The 16,812-nt window shown below is 59.9% G+C and carries 17 protein-coding genes and 1 pseudogene; 12 read left to right on the top strand and 6 right to left on the bottom strand.

The window, feature by feature from the left end:
* The 3 genes from glcF (at window position 1) to ACNSOI_RS16275 (ending at window position 3,031) form a co-directional block, all read left to right on the top strand.
* A complete protein-coding gene (gene glcF / locus ACNSOI_RS16285) occupies window positions 1–1,209 on the top strand; it encodes a glycolate oxidase subunit GlcF (RefSeq protein ID WP_286251827.1) in 1,209 nt (402 codons plus the stop codon).
* Between the two features lie 108 nt (window positions 1,210–1,317).
* Window positions 1,318–1,755, top strand: coding sequence for a DUF4124 domain-containing protein (locus ACNSOI_RS16280; RefSeq protein ID WP_208622803.1), 438 nt, complete (start codon window positions 1,318–1,320; stop codon window positions 1,753–1,755).
* 76 nt (window positions 1,756–1,831) lie between these two features.
* The gene (locus ACNSOI_RS16275; RefSeq protein ID WP_138435726.1) at window positions 1,832–3,031 is read left to right on the top strand and encodes a multidrug effflux MFS transporter; all 1,200 of its coding nucleotides are present in this window, start codon (window positions 1,832–1,834) and stop codon (window positions 3,029–3,031) included.
* Between the two features lie 3 nt (window positions 3,032–3,034).
* Here the strand turns inward: ACNSOI_RS16275 and ACNSOI_RS16270 are convergent.
* From ACNSOI_RS16270 to ACNSOI_RS16255, 4 genes and pseudogenes are all read right to left on the bottom strand, one after another.
* Window positions 3,035–3,844, bottom strand: a pseudogene (locus tag ACNSOI_RS16270) (ABC transporter ATP-binding protein).
* Window positions 3,841–4,854, bottom strand: coding sequence for a FecCD family ABC transporter permease (locus ACNSOI_RS16265; RefSeq protein ID WP_286255724.1), 1,014 nt, complete (start codon window positions 4,852–4,854; stop codon window positions 3,841–3,843). Before ACNSOI_RS16265 ends, ACNSOI_RS16270 begins: the two are co-directional and overlap by 4 nt.
* Window positions 4,854–5,798 carry a FecCD family ABC transporter permease gene (locus ACNSOI_RS16260; RefSeq protein ID WP_286251818.1) on the bottom strand — a complete coding sequence of 315 codons (945 nt, stop codon included), beginning with the start codon at window positions 5,796–5,798 and terminating at the stop codon, window positions 4,854–4,856. The genes ACNSOI_RS16265 and ACNSOI_RS16260 overlap by 1 nt, the downstream gene beginning before the upstream one ends.
* Before the next feature lie 89 nt (window positions 5,799–5,887).
* Window positions 5,888–6,838: an ABC transporter substrate-binding protein gene (locus ACNSOI_RS16255; protein WP_286251817.1), complete on the bottom strand. Its 951-nt coding sequence runs from the start codon at window positions 6,836–6,838 to the stop codon at window positions 5,888–5,890.
* 107 nt (window positions 6,839–6,945) lie between these two features.
* On the opposite strand from ACNSOI_RS16255, the gene ACNSOI_RS16250 reads away from it, so the two are divergent.
* The 3 genes from ACNSOI_RS16250 (at window position 6,946) to ACNSOI_RS16240 (ending at window position 9,829) form a co-directional block, all read left to right on the top strand.
* The gene (locus ACNSOI_RS16250; RefSeq protein ID WP_286251815.1) at window positions 6,946–7,911 is read left to right on the top strand and encodes a LysR family transcriptional regulator; all 966 of its coding nucleotides are present in this window, start codon (window positions 6,946–6,948) and stop codon (window positions 7,909–7,911) included.
* A gap of 105 nt (window positions 7,912–8,016) precedes the next feature.
* A complete protein-coding gene (locus ACNSOI_RS16245; protein ID WP_286251813.1) occupies window positions 8,017–8,883 on the top strand; it encodes an ABC transporter substrate-binding protein in 867 nt (288 codons plus the stop codon).
* 91 nt (window positions 8,884–8,974) lie between these two features.
* Window positions 8,975–9,829 carry a hypothetical protein gene (locus tag ACNSOI_RS16240; protein WP_286251812.1) on the top strand — a complete coding sequence of 285 codons (855 nt, stop codon included), beginning with the start codon at window positions 8,975–8,977 and terminating at the stop codon, window positions 9,827–9,829.
* Here ACNSOI_RS16240 and ACNSOI_RS16235 read toward each other — a convergent pair.
* Window positions 9,826–10,791 (bottom strand): calcium/sodium antiporter, encoded by a 966-nt coding sequence (locus tag ACNSOI_RS16235; RefSeq protein ID WP_286251811.1) that lies wholly within the window; start codon window positions 10,789–10,791, stop codon window positions 9,826–9,828. The two genes, ACNSOI_RS16240 and ACNSOI_RS16235, sit on opposite strands and share 4 nt — an antisense overlap.
* Window positions 10,792–11,021: 230 nt before the next feature.
* Between ACNSOI_RS16235 and ACNSOI_RS16230 the strand changes: the two genes are divergently transcribed.
* The 6 genes from ACNSOI_RS16230 to ACNSOI_RS16205 all read left to right on the top strand — a co-directional run bounded on the left by ACNSOI_RS16230 (window position 11,022) and on the right by ACNSOI_RS16205 (window position 15,285).
* Window positions 11,022–11,177, top strand: a complete 156-nt coding sequence (locus ACNSOI_RS16230; RefSeq protein WP_167392879.1) for a hypothetical protein — start codon at window positions 11,022–11,024, stop codon at window positions 11,175–11,177.
* A 140-nt stretch (window positions 11,178–11,317) separates the two neighbouring features.
* Window positions 11,318–12,067, top strand: a complete 750-nt coding sequence (locus ACNSOI_RS16225; RefSeq protein WP_374813654.1) for a ParA family protein — start codon at window positions 11,318–11,320, stop codon at window positions 12,065–12,067.
* A 49-nt stretch (window positions 12,068–12,116) separates the two neighbouring features.
* Window positions 12,117–12,785, top strand: coding sequence for an alpha/beta hydrolase (locus ACNSOI_RS16220; RefSeq protein WP_138435473.1), 669 nt, complete (start codon window positions 12,117–12,119; stop codon window positions 12,783–12,785).
* Window positions 12,786–12,834: 49 nt separating this feature from the next.
* Entirely contained in the window at window positions 12,835–13,206 is a 372-nt protein-coding gene (locus ACNSOI_RS16215; RefSeq protein WP_420194545.1) for a thiol-disulfide oxidoreductase DCC family protein, read from the top strand.
* A 52-nt stretch (window positions 13,207–13,258) separates the two neighbouring features.
* The gene (locus tag ACNSOI_RS16210; RefSeq protein WP_058090471.1) at window positions 13,259–13,825 is read left to right on the top strand and encodes an NADPH-dependent FMN reductase; all 567 of its coding nucleotides are present in this window, start codon (window positions 13,259–13,261) and stop codon (window positions 13,823–13,825) included.
* Window positions 13,826–13,884: 59 nt separating this feature from the next.
* Entirely contained in the window at window positions 13,885–15,285 is a 1,401-nt protein-coding gene (locus tag ACNSOI_RS16205; RefSeq protein ID WP_286251808.1) for a sodium:solute symporter, read from the top strand.
* Here the strand turns inward: ACNSOI_RS16205 and ACNSOI_RS16200 are convergent.
* The gene (locus ACNSOI_RS16200) at window positions 15,282–16,790 is read right to left on the bottom strand and encodes a flavin-containing monooxygenase (RefSeq protein ID WP_286251807.1); all 1,509 of its coding nucleotides are present in this window, start codon (window positions 16,788–16,790) and stop codon (window positions 15,282–15,284) included. The two genes, ACNSOI_RS16205 and ACNSOI_RS16200, sit on opposite strands and share 4 nt — an antisense overlap.
* Between the last annotated feature and the right edge of the window lie 22 nt (window positions 16,791–16,812).

The following is a 16,812-nucleotide window of genomic DNA, read 5'->3' as shown; positions in this document are numbered from 1 at the left end:
ATGCAAACGAATCTGGTTCAGCAATTTGCCAATACATCCGAAGGCCAGGAGGCGGAAGAGATCCTCCGGGCCTGTGTGCACTGCGGTTTTTGCACCGCAACCTGCCCCACCTATCAGGAACTGAACGACGAGCGAGACGGCCCCCGTGGCCGGATCTATCTGATGAAGATGTTTCTGGAAGGCGGGGAAGTGACAGAGAAGACCCGGGAGCACCTGGACCGCTGCCTGACTTGCCGCAGCTGCGAGACGACGTGCCCCTCAGGTGTCCAGTATGGTCGTCTGGTGGATATCAGCCGTGGCTTGCTGGAAGAGGAGCTGCCCCGCAAGCCGAAAGAAAAATGGCTGCGCTGGGCGCTCACCCGGGTGTTACCCCATCGCCGGTTGTTCGGCTTGCTGCTGAGGGCCGGGCAGGCATTCCGGCCGATGCTGCCGGAAAAGCTCCGCACCAAGGTGCCGCCGCGCCGGCAGGCCAGCCCCTGGCCAGCTTCAAGCCACAACCGCATTGTGCTGGGGCTTGCCGGATGCGTGCAGCCCTCGGCGGCCCCCAACACCAATGCGGCGACAGCCCGGGTACTGGATAAACTCGGCATTACCCTGGTGGAAGCGCCCCAGGCTGGCTGTTGTGGCGCGGTGAATTACCACCTGTCTGAGCACGAGCGCGGCCTGGAGCAGATGCGCCGAAACATCGATGCCTGGTGGCCGGCCATCGAGGCGGGGGCGGAAGCCATCGTGATGACAGCGTCCGGCTGCGGAGCCATGGTACAGGATTACGGCCATCTGCTCAGGGACGACCCGGTCTACGCCAACAAGGCCCGGAAAGTGAGCGAACTGTGCACCGATCTGGGCGCCTTTATGCTGAAGGAGGATCTGGAGCCCCTGAAAGCCAGTACCCAGGCGGGAAAAGTGGCCTTCCATTGCCCGTGTACCCTGCAGCACGCCATGAAGCAGAACGGCGTGGTGGAGCAGGTGCTGACCCGTGCCGGCATTGACCTGGCCGCCACGAAAGACAAGCACCTGTGCTGTGGTTCGGCGGGAACCTATTCGATCACCCAGCCGGAGATGAGCCAGAAACTGCTGAGTAACAAGCTGGAAGCGTTGACCATTGATGATCCAGTACGAATTGTAACCGCCAATATCGGTTGCCAGCTGCATCTGGAGTCCCGCTCAGACGTGCCCGTTCAGCATTGGATCGAGCTGCTGGACCGGTGACACGGTTCCTGCAAAACCGTTCGTCATCGGTTATAGTCTGACCCGGTGTCAGGTTTCTGCCTGGCACCGGCACACTCGAGCACCAACAACTTCACAGGATGTGAACCTATGCCAAGGATCAAGGCCCTGCCGTTTTGCCTATGTCTTTTCCTCTCGCTGCCGGCTCAGGCGGAAATCTATCGCTGGACCGATGCCAACGGCTCCATTCACTTTTCCGATACGCCGCCGATGCTGGACGAGCACCATCGGGTGCAGGTGCGGCCGACTACCACCATGCCGATGGCAGAGAATATCCGGCAGTCTGACCGGGTAACCCGGAACCGCAAAGAGCTGGACCAGCTACTCTCGCCTAACAGCAAGAATCGTTACGCCAAATCTCAGCAGGCGGAGGAAGCCCGTACTCGGCAGTGCGAGCAGTACCGCAAGCAACTGGACCGTTTACAGGCGAGACTTCGCGCCGGTTACGGCAACGATCGGGGCAACAGTCTGCGGCAGCGGCGCCGGGAACTGAGCCAGACCTATAGCCATGAGTGTGTGCTGAATTAAGCGGCTTTCGGAAAGCGCTGATTGCCAGGCGGCCATAAATATTGTTAGCTATCTACCTTGTCTCTGGAGGTAGATCTTGTCGCATTTTCAGCTTGCACTTCTGCTTGGTATGACTGTCGCACTTGGGCCCCTGGCCCTGGATGCCTACCTGCCCGCGTTCCCGGCCATTGCCCGGGATTTTGCCATTCCCCATGCCGATGTAGGCCTAACGCTGAGCGCCTATGTGGCAACTCTGGGCATGGCCCAACTGGTGGGCGGGCCGTTGTCTGACCGTTATGGCCGCCGCAACATCCTGTTTATCGGACTGGCGGTGTTTGCTCTGGCCAGCCTGATGATAGCGCTGGCGGATAACCTGTCCAGCATGATTGCCTGGCGGGTGGTCCAGGGTATTGGCGGCGCATTCTGTGCGGTGTCGGTGCCCGCTATCGTGAGGGACCAGGTGGGTGGCCAAGAAGCAGCCAGACTGTTCGGATTGATCGGGCTGATCATGTTTATTGCCCCTGCGGCGGCTCCGTCTCTTGGCGCCCTGATGCTTGCGCTGGGTGACTGGCACTGGATCTACGTATTTCTGGCGGCCTACGCGTTCTTCCTGGCCGTGGTCCTGCAACTGGCTTTGTTTCCTCGGCTCAAACCCCGGCCACGGGCAACCACGCCGGTCAAAACCCTGGTGACCAACTATGTGCTGGTGCTCAAGCATCGCACGACCATGCGTTTTGTCGGCATCCAGGTGATGTGTTTCAGCAGCATGATGCTGTTTATCACCCATTCTTCGTTTATCTATCAGGAGTGGTTCGGGCTGTCGAACAGCACGTTCTCCGTTCTGTTTGCCGCCAATATCGGAGTGATGGCAGCGCTCAACCTGATTAACCGGCCTCTGCTGCGCACCTTTTCTTCCGTGGTGCTGTTAAGGGTGCAGGTCATCATCCAGTTCGTGATGCTAGTGGGTCTGGTATCAGTGGTGTTGCTGGATGGGCCCTTGTGGGCGGTAGCCGGATTTATTATCGCGGCGGTAGGTTGCCAGGGTGGGATTGTGCCGAACAATATGGCCAACGCCCTTGAATTCTTTCCCCACATGGGGGGTACGGCCGCGGCCATGCTGGGGGCGTCCCAGTTCACTTTGGCCGGTGCGATCAGTGCCTTGTCGTCGGCCTATGGTGGCGAGGCTCTGCTGCCTATTACCCTGAGTATGCTGGCCTGTTCGGTGGGTGCGGTTTTGTTGTCATTAGGAGCGCCGGCAGCCGTAGCCCGGGAAAAGGCCGCAGAACAAGCGGCCTGAGCATCAGGCGAGCTGGCGGTTGTTGCGCCGGACATTGACCAGCAGCGGGCTGCCTGTGGCCGGATCGTGCAGCAGCTCGCAGCTTACACCTTAGAGTTCCTGAACCAGCTCCGGCGAGACAATCTCTGCCGGGCTGCCCTCCTCGATAATCTTGCCGTCTTTCATGGCGACCATGTGGTCGGCATAACGACAGGCACTGGCCAGGTCATGGACCACCATGGCGATGGTTTTACCCTGCTCCCTCAGGTTCCGGATAAGCTCGAACACTTCAATCTGGTGCCCCAGATCCAGTGCAGAGGTGGGTTCGTCCAGCAGCAGAAGTGGCGTTTGCTGGGCCACCGCCATGGCAATCCAGGCTCGTTGGCGTTGGCCTCCAGAGAGGGTATCCAGCGCCCGGTTGACCAGGCCCTTTACGTCAGCCGCCTGCACCGCCCGGTCAAAGGCTTGCTGATCTTCCTGTGACCACTGCTTCATCCAACCCTGGTGGGGCTGGCGGCCAAAGCGCACCAGATCTCCGACGGTCAGGCCTTCTGGCGCGGTATTTTCCTGGGGCAGCAGGGCCAGTTTGCGGGCAACGTCTTTCGAGGGGAGCCGGTGAATGTCCTTGCCATCCAGCAGTACCGCGCCGGCTGCCGGGGCATGGATTCGGGCCAGGCCGTTCAGCAGGGTGGATTTGCCGCAGCCATTCGGGCCGACAATGGCAGTGACTCTGGCGGATGGCAGCGTCAGGCTCAGATTCTCTGCCACGGTAAAACGCCGGTGCGCCAGGGTTATCCGGTCGGCGGCCAGAGTGGCCGTATTGGAATGGCTCATGTCAGGCTCCGTGTTGAAGGTCTCAGTAGAATCCAGAGAAGGTAAGGGCTGCCGACAATGGCGGTAATAATGCCCACCGGAATCTCCAGGGGCGAGAACAGGGTTCGGCCAAGCAAGTCGGCGATCACCATAAAAGCGGCTCCGGCCAGGGCGGCAGCCGTCAGTGGAATCCTGCCTGGCCGGCAAACGGTGCGGGCCAGTTCCGGTGCTAACAGTGCCACCAGGCCAACCGGGCCGCACACCGACACGGCCAGCCCGGTCAGCAAGACCGACAGGCCCAGGCCAACTACTCGGGTGCGGCGCAGGCGAGTGCCCAGAGCAATGGCGACGGGGTCTGAGAACTGAAGGGTGTTCAGTGCACGGACAATGGCCACCATTACCAGGCAACTGGCGGCCAGCCCCAGGGCCAGAACCTGAACACTGGCACCGGAGCGGGCATTCAGGCTGCCCACCGTCCAGGGGTACGCGGCATTGGCGTCGTCTATGGCTACCTGGCTGAGCATGACCTGGGTGACGGCGCCGGCAATGGCGCCGATGCCGAGGCCGGCGACAATAAAGCGATAGCCTCGGGTGCCATTGGCCCCGGCCAGGCCAAAAGCCAGGGCGGTGGCAGTGGCGGCGCCAGCCAATGCCATGGCAGAAGGCGCGATCGCTATGCCGGTACCCACCACGGATGCCACAGCAAAGGCGGTGGCTGCATTGTCGATACCAATGATGCCGGGCGTGGCCAACCGGTTGCGAGCCAGGGTTTGCATCAGGCAGCCAGCCAGGGCCAGTGCTGCGCCACTGAGCATGCCCGCCACAACTCGGCTCAACCTCAGTTCGTTAATCACAAAGGCCGCCATAGGATCTTCGGTGGTGCCGATCAGAGCGCGGATGACTTCAGCCGGCGCAATCTGCACCGTACCCATGGACAGCGAAATAATCACGGCCGCGGCGACCAGCAACAGAAGAACGGCGTTGGCAACCAACGTGCGGGAGTCGGGCATGGTGAGCGCGTTTCTGTGCATCACAGTGAAGGCATCCGGCCGGCGCGAACAATCGCCAGCAGCACCGGGGCGCCGATCAGGGCGGTAACCACACCCAGAGGCATTTCCGCCGGTGCCGCCATCAAACGGGAAACCACATCGGCTGCCAGCACCACAGCGGGGCCGATGGGCAGGCACAGCCATAGGGTTTTTCGGATGTCGGGCCCGGAAAAGGCGCGGGCGATAAACGGCACCACCAGGCCGACAAAGATCAGCGGCCCGGCCAGAGCCGTGGCAGCGCCGACCAGCAGGGCAACGGTAACGGTGATCAAAAAACGGATGCGGCCGGGATGGTGGCCAAGCCCCACGGCTGCACGTTCACCCAGTGCCATGGCAGCCAGCGGTCTGGCCACCACGACGACCAGCGCCAGTGCAATGATCAGAGAGGGCAGGGTGGCCTGAAAGGTTGCCAGGGATTTGCCGGCAATGCTGCCGGTAATCCAGAAGCGGATTTCGTCTGCTGCCCGTTGATCCATCAGCATCAGCATGGAGGTGAGTGCCAGCAACAAGCCGCTCAGGGTTGCCCCTGCCAGTACCAGCCGAACCGGATCGTTGCCCAGCCCCTGCACACGGGTGGCGGCAATCACCAGAGAGCAACCTGCAAGTGCACCGACCTGGGCAATCAGGGTAGTGAGTGTGGCCGTGCTGGCGCCGAACAGGATGGCAACGGCCACGGCAAATCCCGCACCGGCGCTGACGCCAAGCAGCCCCGGTTCGGCCAGGGGGTTACGGGTCATGGCTTGTAGCAGGGCACCGGCAATGCCCAGAGCCAGGCCGGTGGCCAGGCCAATCAGGGTTCGCGGCAGGCGCAGTTCACGGATGACAAACCAGGCCTCATCAGAACCCGTGCCAGCCAGTGCAGCGAGAGCCTCCCGAGGGGTTACCGGGCCGGCGCCGTAAATCAGGCTGCCAATGATTACCGGCAACAGAAAAAGCCCTGCCGCAACCAGCGGCAGGAGTAAGGAGCGAGACGCAACAACGTTTCGCGGGTTTGCCGGGGCAGTCAGCGGGGCGTTCACGGTGCAAGCTTGGCCAGCGCCGCCTCAATATCGTCAAGAATGGCTTTGGCGGCCAAGGGGCCGCTGGCGCTGCTCCAGAGCTGACCGTTAACGGCGACCACCTGGTTCTGGCCGCTGGCTTTCAGGCGGCTGAAGGCCGGTGTCTGGCGGGCGGCTTCCAGTGCCTGCTGGCCATCGGCATTCAGGGTGGCCAGGAACACCCAGTTCTGATCCATGCGGGCCAGATTTTCCAGGCTCAGGGGTTGGCTGTGGGGGCGGCCGTCGCTCACCAGGCCGTTATCGGTAACCTCAAAACCGACCGCCTGCAGCAGCGTGGCGGAAAACAGCCCCTCTGCCATCACCAGCGGGCCTTGCGGCATCCAGCGCACAAGCGTGGCATCCCGTTGATCCTCAGGCACCGTTCTTTCTACCAGAGCGGCGACTTCGGCAATGCGGGCTTTGACGTCTTCAATGGCGTTTTCAGCGGCTTCCTCGCGCCCCAGTGCCCGGCCAAATAGCCGGGTTTCCTGTTCCCAGCTGTCTGCCTGGAACATAGGAACGTTCGACACCACCACCGGGGCAATTCGGGACAGCAGTTGATACTGCTGCTGGTTGGTTTGCGCGGGCGCCAGGATGATATCCGGCCGGGCTGCAATCACGGCTTCAATATTGGTTTCCGCCGGGGCGCCCACGATGGCAATGTCACCGGCCCGTGGCTTGATGTATTCGGCCACGTCATTGCCGCCTCGGGTGATCACAGCGCCTACTGCATTGGCGCCTACCGCCAGGGCAGGGTCCAGAGCACCTTCGTAAAGTGTGACCGCTCTCTGTGGTTGACCGTCGATGGTGACTGCGCCATAGGCCGTGTCCACGCTGCGCGACTCTGCGTTGGCCGGGCCCAGGGCCAGGGCGCCAAGTATGGCGATTGCAGCTGTGAGACGGCGTTTCATCGGCGGGTGTTGGCTCATTGTGCTGCGGCTCCGGACAAAAGATAGTTTGCAAAGCAAGCTGGAAATTAATGATAATGGTTCGCATTACATTTTTAAAGTGATAAATTGGGACGGTAGGTTTCAGAATGTGGAACGAGAAGATGTACGATCTCTCAGAGCTGGAAGCATTTGTCTCAGTGGTGCGAACAGGCAGCCTGACGGCCAGTACCAGAGACCTGGGGCTGCCGAAATCAACGCTCAGCCGGAAAGTTCGCCAGCTGGAACAAGCCGTAGGGCAGCCACTGTTGCTGAGGCAGTCCCGGCGCATTGTGCCTAACGAGGCGGGGCGCGTGTTCTACCGTTACAGCGTTGAGATTCTTGAATTGGTGTCCCAGGGCCGGGAGGCGCTGGATGAATTGAAGGAGGATGTCAGCGGAACACTGGAGCTCCGGTGCCATGAAGCTTTTGTGCGTGGTTGGTTTTCCGGTGTGGTGCGATCGTTTCTCGAACAGCATGGCGATGTGCGGGTGGCTATTGGTACCCAGCAGACGGTTCCCGGTGAGCTGGAAGATGGCGTTTGTTTATGGCTCGGAGAGGTTGGAGAAACCACCCTGAGACAGGAGCATTTGGGGAGCCTTAGCCAGGGTATCTATGGCAGCCCGGACTATTTCGAGCGGTATGGCGTGCCGGCGTCTCCCGGCGAGCTTGATGGCCACCAGTGGGTTGACCTGCTTGGAGGCACTGGGCCGGGTCTGGTTTTGCGTCATCCCAAGCTGGGAACCTACCCACTCGCCATGCCTGTACGGACGTTTACCGTTGATCAGTCGTGTGTTCAGGGCGATGCCATAGCGGCTGGCCGAGGCCTGGGGTTGATTCCTCACTGGTTGGCCGAGCGCCGGCTGGAAGCTCACCCGGGGCAATTCAGACTGTGCCTGCCTGAGTGGCGAGGGCCGGTGCTGCCAGTCACCCTGCTGTATCCTCACGGTCATTTGCCCAGAAGGGTGAGGGCGTTCATGGCTCACCTGCGAGCAAACGTGCCGGATGAATGGCTCCGGGAGTTGGCTAAGCCTCCGGTTGTTCCGGAAACCGGAACGCATCATGCCGGTACTTGAAGTACGGGCCTGTGGTAACTTTCCTGAAATTGATAACCATTCCCATAACGCCCTGGGTTTGAATACCTTGCAGGAATTCAAGGCCAATAGATTTCAGGAACGACCATGACCAACCCTGTAACGATACTGACTGCGACTGTTGCTGCCCTTGCTCTGGCGGGTTGTGCGGCAAGTGGCAATGCTAATGGCCCCACGGTCATCAGCTACGACCACGGCGCATTGGACACCCTTCTTGAGTTGGGTGTGGATGACCAGATTCTTGCGTTGCCCCATCAGGGCCTGCCGGATTACCTGGAGAGCATGCAGGCCAGGCTGCCTGACGCCGGTAGTCTGAAACTGCCAGACCAGGAACTGATAGGCCAACTGACCCCGGGGCTGGTGCTGATGACCGCTCGCCAAGGGGCAGAGTTGCAGGTGGAAGTGGCCCGGCTGGCCCCGGTGCGGGATGTCACCCTCCCCGAAGGTGATTATCGCGAAGTAGTGAGTGCACGGGTCACCAGCCTGGCCGGTTACTACGGCCTGGAGGCGGACGCCGGTATCAAACTGGATGCACTCTGGCAGCATGTGGCTGAACAGAAAGCTGCCGTGCCTGCAGGCAGAACCGTGACAGTGGTTACCCACAACGACGGTAATCTGTCCTTGCGCAGCGAGCCCGTTGTTTATGAGCTGCTGGAACTGACCTCCGCCACCGTTCCGGATGCTGTACAACCGGTCACGCGAGGCGAACGCACCTTCTACCCGGTGACAGCAGACATTCTGGCTGAGATGGCGCCGGATACCCTGCTGGTGGTCGATCGTAGTGCCGCTATTGGTGGTGAACCGCTGGCGCCGCAGGCTTTGCAATCTGCTCTGAACCAGGCCGGCGCCTCGACCAGGGTGGTGGTTCTGAACCCGGGCCTTTGGTACCTCTCAGGTGGTGGCCTGCAGAGTGTTCGCCTGCAGGTGGATGAGGTTGTCGACGCAGTCCGTTAATGTCTGCCAATGTGGTAATCAAAAAAGGGCCTGCCAGAGACATCTGGCAGGCCCTTTTTGTTGGTGTGGCTTTCGATAATAATGTGCCGCTATGAAACTTATCCTGAGCCGCAAAGGCTTCGACAGTTCTGCCGGTGGTTGCCCGAACCCTGTGTTTCCGGACGGACGTGCTCTGGCACTTCCGATACCGGATGGTCAGTCGCCTATCCGGTATAGCCAGATTCAGCACGATGGCCAAAGCATTGGCCCCCTGGTATCCCAGCTAACCGGCCGCTCTGGCTTCTCTCGAACAGGCGCCCACCTGGACCCGGATCTGATCGAGGGTGCCTATTCCCGGCTGCCAGGCTGGCGCCCGGTACTCGGTCAGCACGGCTCGGCCCAGGCTCATCTGGCCAACCACGGTGTGGGGCCCGGCGATCTGTTTCTGTTCTTTGCTTTGTTCCGGCAGGTGGAGCGGTATCGCCGGCGCTGGCGCTTTGTGCCGCAAAGCCGGCCGTTTCACGCCATTTGGGGCTGGTTGCAGGTGGGGCAAGTCTGGCCAGTTTACGAGGCGGCGCCCATGCCGGAATGGGCGGCCTACCACCCGCATCTGCACGGCACACGATCCGCTCACAACTGCCTGTATGTCAGTGGTGACAGACTGCAGATTCCAGGTCTGAATGGGGACTTGCCCGCCGCCGGGGTGGTGACTGTTCCATCGGATCAGCATCGATTGACGGCGGCGGGAGCGGCAAACGTGACTGACTGGCGGTTGCCGGCGGCTTTCATGCCAGGAGCCGATAGCGTGCCGCTGAGCTATCACCAAAAACCGGAGCGCTGGCGCCCGGATGGCTCCCCGGAATACTGTCGCCTGAAGTGCGCGGCACGGGGGCAGGAGTTTGTGCTGGATCTGACGCAGTATCCGGGCGTCAGTAAATGGTTGCTGACCCCCGAGTTGTTGTCTTAAAAGGCGGTGGTTAACAGATAGACCGTGTAACCAATAAAGACGGCCAGCAATCCGGCGCCTTCCAGCCGGTTGATACGCCCGGGGCCTCGAAAACCGTAACCAAGTACAAACAGGGCAAGGGTGAGGCCTACCATCACGGGAATGTCACGCATCAATACCTCGTCCGCCACGGCCATGGGTGCAATGGTACCGGCAATGCCCACCACCGCCAGAGTGTTGAACAGGTTGGAGCCCAGAATGTTACCCAGTGCCAGGTCGTGCTCACCTTTGCGGGCCGCAATGATGGAGGAAGCGAGTTCCGGTAGCGACGTGCCGATCGCAACAATGGTCAGGCCAATGACCAGGTCACTGACGCCGAAGCGGGTAGCCAGGTCGACGGCTCCCCAGACCAGGATGCGGGAACTGATAATCAGCAGGAGAAGCCCCACCACCAGCCAGAGAATTGCCTTGCGAATGGGCATGGGATGAGCGGCAAGCTCGGCATCCATTTCAGTGGCGAAGGCATCATCGTTTTTTCTCATGCCAGACCAGATGCTCCATCCCAGCAACAGCGCAAACAGCACCAGCAGGCCGGCTGCATCCAGCCGGCTGAGTTCACCATCAAACAGCAGCCAGGCCGCCGCAAGGGTAACAAGAGCCAGAATTGGCAATTCCTTGCGCATGACCTGAGAGTGCACGGCGATGGGCGCAAGCAATGCAGTAATCCCCAGTATCAGGGCGATGTTGGTGATATTGGAGCCATAAGCGTTACCCAACGCCAGACCCGGATTTCCCTGGCTTGCAGCCAAGGCTGAAACCACCATTTCAGGTGCAGACGTACCAAAGCCAACTACCACCATACCAATCAATAGAGGCGGCATGCCGAAATGACCAGCCGTCGCAGCCGAGCCTTCCACAAAACGATCCGCGCTCCAGACCAGAAGGGCGAGACCGGCAAGAATGGCGAGAGAAGCAATCAGCACGTTAGTGGCTCCCTGGTTAATGTCGGAGTATTTGACGGCAATCGCGGTGGCCGCACAATTACACAGAACTACCTATGAGCAAAAGGTCTTTCCAGGACGCCTGGCGCTGTCAGGGCCGCTGCGACCAGAAATGTGAGCCACACCGTGAGTGTCATTGCTTACGCTCTTGGAATTTGGGAACGTGATATAATAGTGAAGATTGAATGTAGGCCAACAAAGGAGAAACCGAGATGGCCAGAAAAAAGGCGAAAGCCACACAGCACAGCGCTGTGCAACGGGAACTGAGAACACCAAAGTACCAGATGCGCGTGGTTGAAGACAAAACCAAGTACAAGCGCAATCGGGACAAAACTGTGCGGATGGAGGGCTTCCGCAAAGCCGCGTGAGCGTGGTTTTACGAAAGCCCTTCATACTCGCGACACCCCCGTTTCAGCTATTGCTCTGTCATAAAAGCTTCATAGAAGCCTGGCGGGTGGCTGTTATCCTGTAGTGTTTTCTGACACCAGACACGGCAGGAGCCCCCGTCATGAGAATTATTGCCTTCTACAGCCCCAAAGGTGGCGTGGGTAAAACCGCAGCGGCCGTCAATATGGCCTACCTGGCCAGCCGCGAGAACATCCGCACATTGCTTTGGGATCTCGACCCGCAAGGGGCTGCCAGTTTTTACCTGGCGGGTGCGGAAGTGGTCAAAGGCCGCAAACTCTCCAAGCTGCTGGAAGGCAAATCTCCCATCGCCCGCTTCATCCATGAAGACGTATACCCCAATCTAGACTTTATCCCCGCCCATAGCAGCTTCCGTAACTTCGATATCAAGCTTGAACACGACGAAGGACACAACGTCCTGAAAGACCTACTGGCGCCGTTGTCTGAAGACACCAGTCTGGTGGTTCTGGACTGCCCGCCCACGCTCTCGCGCCTGACCGAACAGGTTCTGGAAATGGCCGACAAAGTCTATGTACCGGTGGTGCCTACCTGGTTGTCACTCAACAGCTGGAACCAGTTACGGGAGTTTGTGAAAGACAAGAAGTTGGGTAACAAGAAACTGCGGCCGTTTTTCTCGATGGTGGACCGGCGCAAGAACCTGCATCGGGAGATACTGGCTCAGCCTGCTGAGTTGCTTGGCGCCCCGGTAAACGCAGCTGTTCCTTATGCCAGTGTGGTTGAGCGGATGGGAGAGGAGGGCCAGCCGCTGGAACTGTTGGCGCCAAATAGCCCGGCCGCTGTCGAGTTTCGTAAGCTGTGGGTGAGCGTCCGGAAGGATCTTTGGGCTCGCTGACCGGGAAAGTGTTAAAGTCGCCGGACTTCACCTGACTTCCGGAGGCCCGATGACAGCCCTGAATACCTTGCAAATTGATACCGGCGAGAACCCCCAAACCACCATCATCTGGCTGCATGGCCTGGGCGCCAGCGGCCATGATTTCGAACCCGTTGTTCCGGAGTTTCGTTTCTCCCGGGAGCAGCCCGTTCGCTTTATCTTTCCGCACGCACCGGAGTTGCCAGTAACCATCAACGGCGGCATGGTCATGCCTGCCTGGTACGACATCTTGGCCATGGATGTGGACCGTAAGGTGGATACTACGCAACTGCGCGCTTCTGCCGGGATGGTGGCTGAGCTTATCCAGCAGGAACGGGAGCGGGGCATCACCAGCGAGAACATCATTCTGGGTGGTTTTTCCCAGGGTGGCGCGGTGGCCTATGAGCTGGCGTTGAGTTACCCGGAGCGGCTGGGCGGCCTGTTTGCCTTGTCTACCTACTTTGCCACTGCGGACTCCATTCGATTAAGCGACGCCAATCGGAAACTGCCGATCTTTATCGGGCACGGCCGATTTGATCCGATTGTGGCAGAGCACCTGGGGCTGGCGGCGCAGCGAAAGCTTCAGGATCTCGGGTATGAGCCGGAGTATTACTGCTATGGTATGGAACATAGCCTTTGTCTGGAGGAGGTGAGGGATTTGGACAGGTTTCTGTTCCAACTCACCTCGGAACGAAAGTAAGGGGCGTGAGCCCCGGGCGTTGCCATAGTTTTAACAAAAGGGAGGCGTTATGACGCATGCCCAAGACAAATTGTTGGTATTCTATGACGGTTCCTGCCCTGCCTGTATCAAGGATCGCCGCTGGTATGAGAAGCTGGCCGGGCGGACCGGTGAGTCCGTAGAGTGGCTGGATATCACCGGCCGTGACGAAGAGCTGCGGCAGCAGGGGATAGACCCGGACAAGGCTCTGAGAGAGCTTCACGTCAAAGACGGTGAGGGCAATATCCATCGGGAGCTGGATGCGTATATCCTGCTGATGTCCCGAGTGTTGGTGCTTAAGCCGTTGGCTTGGGTAATTGGTTTGCCGGTCATTCGTCCCGCGCTTGCTCGACTCTACCATCGATGGGTTGACCGCCGTCTTTCTGGTGAAGATGGGCGATAAGAATCCCGGCGTATCAGCAAAACTGAACAATGACTGAAGAAGGAAATCCGGTATGCCTCTCAAGCTACAAACCATCATCTGCAGCACCCGCCCTGGCCGTGTTGGCCCATCCATCGCCGAATGGTTTAACGGTTTTGCCAATGAGCAGGGCAGTTTTTCCAGCGAACTGGTTGACCTGGCGGAGTTTAACCTGCCGGTTTATGACGAACCTAACCACCCCCGCCAGCAGAAGTACCAGCACGACCACACCAAGGCCTGGTCTGAGAGCGTCGCCAAGGCGGACGCCTACGTGTTCGTGATTCCCGAATACAACTTCTGCCCGCCACCCTCCTTCATGAACGCGATCAACTATGTGTACAACGAGTGGAATTACAAGCCCTGTGCCTTTGTCAGTTATGGAGGTGTTTCCGGCGGCCTGCGTTCCGCGCAGATGGCCAAACAACTGGTTACGACGGTGAAGATGATGCCCATGGTTGAGAGCGTGATGGTGCAGATGCCCTGGGAACTGCTGGATGATAATCGCAGATTCCAGCCGGCAGACCACCACACCAGTTCGGGGGGCAGTATGCTGGCGGAGCTGGCCAAGTGGGCGGATGCGCTCAAAGCCATGCGCCAGTGAGTGGGCCAAGTGCCGACCCCGGAACCTGATCCGGTTAATACCGGCGGAGGAAGTGCGACTTGTTCTATCTAACGGTTGCCGTGCTCAGCGCGGCACTCCTTGGTTTTGCGGTTCTTGGTCTACGCGCAAGACGGGCGGACGGTCTGCTGGATGACTATGTCACCGCTCGAAACTCTCAGAGTGCACAGGCCATCGGGCTATCGTTCCTGGCTTCGGGCATGGGGGCGTGGATTCTTTTTGCACCACCGGAAATTGGTGCGTTTGTGGGGCCTGTGGCGCTGGCGGGTTATGCGGTCGGCTCCGCGTTGCCGTTTCTGGTGCTGGGGTTCTATGGCCCTGCCATCCGTAAGCGCTTACCGGCAGGCCGCAGTATCGGCGAGTTTGCCGAGGCTTGCTATGGCGCCGGGGTACGACGCTGGGTGTCGTTGGTTTCAGTGGCCTACATGGCGTGTTTCCTGGCGGCGGAACTCACCGCTATTGGCGCCATTGCCGCGCTGCTCTCCGATATACCACCTGCGTTGGTGATTCTCGGTGTGGCGCTGGTCACGCTGATCTATACCTCTGTTGGTGGTTTGAGGGCAAGCCTGGCCACAGACCGTTGGCAGGCCTGGTTGTTGTTGGCCTTGTTGCTGCTTGTGGGTGGTGTTGCCTGGTACTGGTTGCCCTCCATGCCAGCGGAGGCGGTCATGCCTTCTGTGCCTGTTGGCAGTGCGCTGTCTGTGGCGCTCACTCTGGTGATTGCGGTGACCGCCGCCAACCTGTTTCACCAGGGCTATTGGCAGCGGGTGTGGGCAGCTGAAACGGATAGTGCCCTTGGGCGCGGCGCGGTGTTGGGTGGCATCAGCACGTTTCTGGTGGTGATGGCCATTGGTAGTCTGGGGATGCTGGCGGCCATGCATGGTTTACCGCTGGGCGAGCCTCCCATTCCATTCTTCGCATTACTTTCCGCCGCCCCGGCCTGGCTTGCTCTGCCAGCGCTGGTTCTGGCGGTGACGCTGGTGGCCTCCAGTGTCGATACCTTGCAGAACGCTATTGCTTCCATGGCGGTGGCCAGTTCCGGACGACGTGGCCTGTCAGTGCGTGCTGCCCGCTGGGCGACGGTGATACTGATGGTGCCGGTGGTGTGGGTGGCGCTTCAGGGCTTCTCAGTACTGCGGCTGTTCCTGATTGCAGACTTGCTGTGTGCGGCGATTGTGGTGCCGGTGCTGCTGGGATTGTGGCGCCGTATGTCGCCGCTGGCAGCGGTGACTGGTGGTCTGGCCGGGTTGCTCGGTGCCGTGCTTCCCGGCTGGGTGAGCCAGGGGAGCTTCACCGCAGGAGCTCTGGCGGCGAGCTTTCCGGACAGCATCCCGACGCTGGCGCCATTCCTTGGCGCCTTGCTGGCATCGAGCCTGGTCAGTTTGCTGATAGCCTGGTTGTATCCGGGTACCCGGGCTCAGGAGGCTGTCGGGCGGCCTTAAACGGTCTCGCTCGCGGCCTCTTCTGCCAGCAGGCGGTAATCCTTTAGCTCCAGATCGGCCATCTGCTTTGCGTATTGTGTTGCGAAGCCGGGGTACATCGTCGCGTTGAATCCATCCTCGGTGAGGTACCAGCTTTGGCATCCGGAATTCCAGTTGGTTTTGGCCAGCCGGCTCTGGATGCTTCGGTTGTGGTCGTCCTGGGCTGATTGCCGAACATCCAGGGCTTTGAGCTTGAGGCTCTTGATGGTGCGAATGCTCCGGACGATGTAATCCATCTGGGATTCCATGTAGACCAGCGCAGAATTGTGGCCTGGCCCGGAGTTTGGCCCAAAGGTGAAAAACAGATTGGGATAGCCCGACACGTTGATGCTCTTGTACGCCTGGGCGCCTCGCTTCCATTCCTCGTTCAGTGAGCGTCCGCCGATGCCGGTAATCGGGAACGGTGTACCGGCGTTGCTCACCTCAAAGCCGGTGGCAAACACAATGCAGTCGAACTGGTGCTCGATGCCCTCTACTGTGCGGATTCCGTGTTGGCTGATCCGGTCTATCGGCCAGGTGATCAGCTTGGTGTTCGGTTTCTGCAGGGCCGGGTAGTAGTCGTTGGATACCAGAATGCGCTTGCAGCCCAGGCGATAGTCCGGGGTCAGTTGCCGGCGTAGCCAGCGGTCCGGTACCTGTTTGCGCAAGTGCCACCGCCCAAGGCGCTCGGCAAAACGGGTCAGCGGCGAGTTCCAGATAACCGCTAGCGCCATGGACTCATGGGCCAGATAGAGTGCCTTGCGGACGGCGGTCTGACTCACGGGCGCTTTGCGGAACAGCGTCTTGTTCCAGTCCGGTGTGGTGAAGTCCGGCCGTGGCATAATCCACGGCGGAGTGCGCTGGAAAACCGTCAGCTTGCCGGCGCATTTGGCCAGCTCCGGTACGATCTGTATGGCGCTGGCACCCGTGCCGATCACCGCGATGCGTTTGCCCTTGAGGTCGTAATCATGATCCCAGGCGGCGCTGTGTATCTTCTTGCCCTCAAACTCGTCCAGGCCGGCGATGCCGGGCCAACCGGGGTTGGACAGCGGCCCCTGGGCCATCACGGCGGTGCGCCCTGAAAATACATCTCCATTCGTGGTCGTTGCCTGCCAGAGGCCTTTGTTCTGGTCCCAGGCCAGGTTGCTGACATTCTGGTTGAACCGGATGTATTGCCGAAGGTTGAAGTGATTCACCAGGTGATGGATGTACTCCAGAATTTCCCGGCTTCCCGAGAAACTTCGGGACCAGTTCGGGTTCTGGGCGAACGAGAAAGAATAGAGATTGGAGGGGATGTCGCAGGCAGCCCCCGGATACTGATTGTCTCGCCAGGTGCCTCCAACATCGTCTGATCGCTCCAGAATGGTGATGTTGCGAATGCCCTGCTGTTGCAGGCGAATGGCGGTGCCCAGGCCGGCAAAGCCGGCACCGATAATCAATGCATCGGCGGGCGGCTGCTGTTGAGCAAGCGGTTGGTTGTTCTTCATCAGGTAATCTCGTAAACGGTGG

It is taken from the genome of Marinobacter sp. GH_1 (genome assembly GCF_048595985.1).
Taxonomy (GTDB): Bacteria; Pseudomonadota; Gammaproteobacteria; order Pseudomonadales; family Oleiphilaceae; genus Marinobacter; species Marinobacter shengliensis.
Note: the sequence above shows the minus strand (reverse complement) of the source record. Positions and strands in the feature narration are given on the sequence as shown.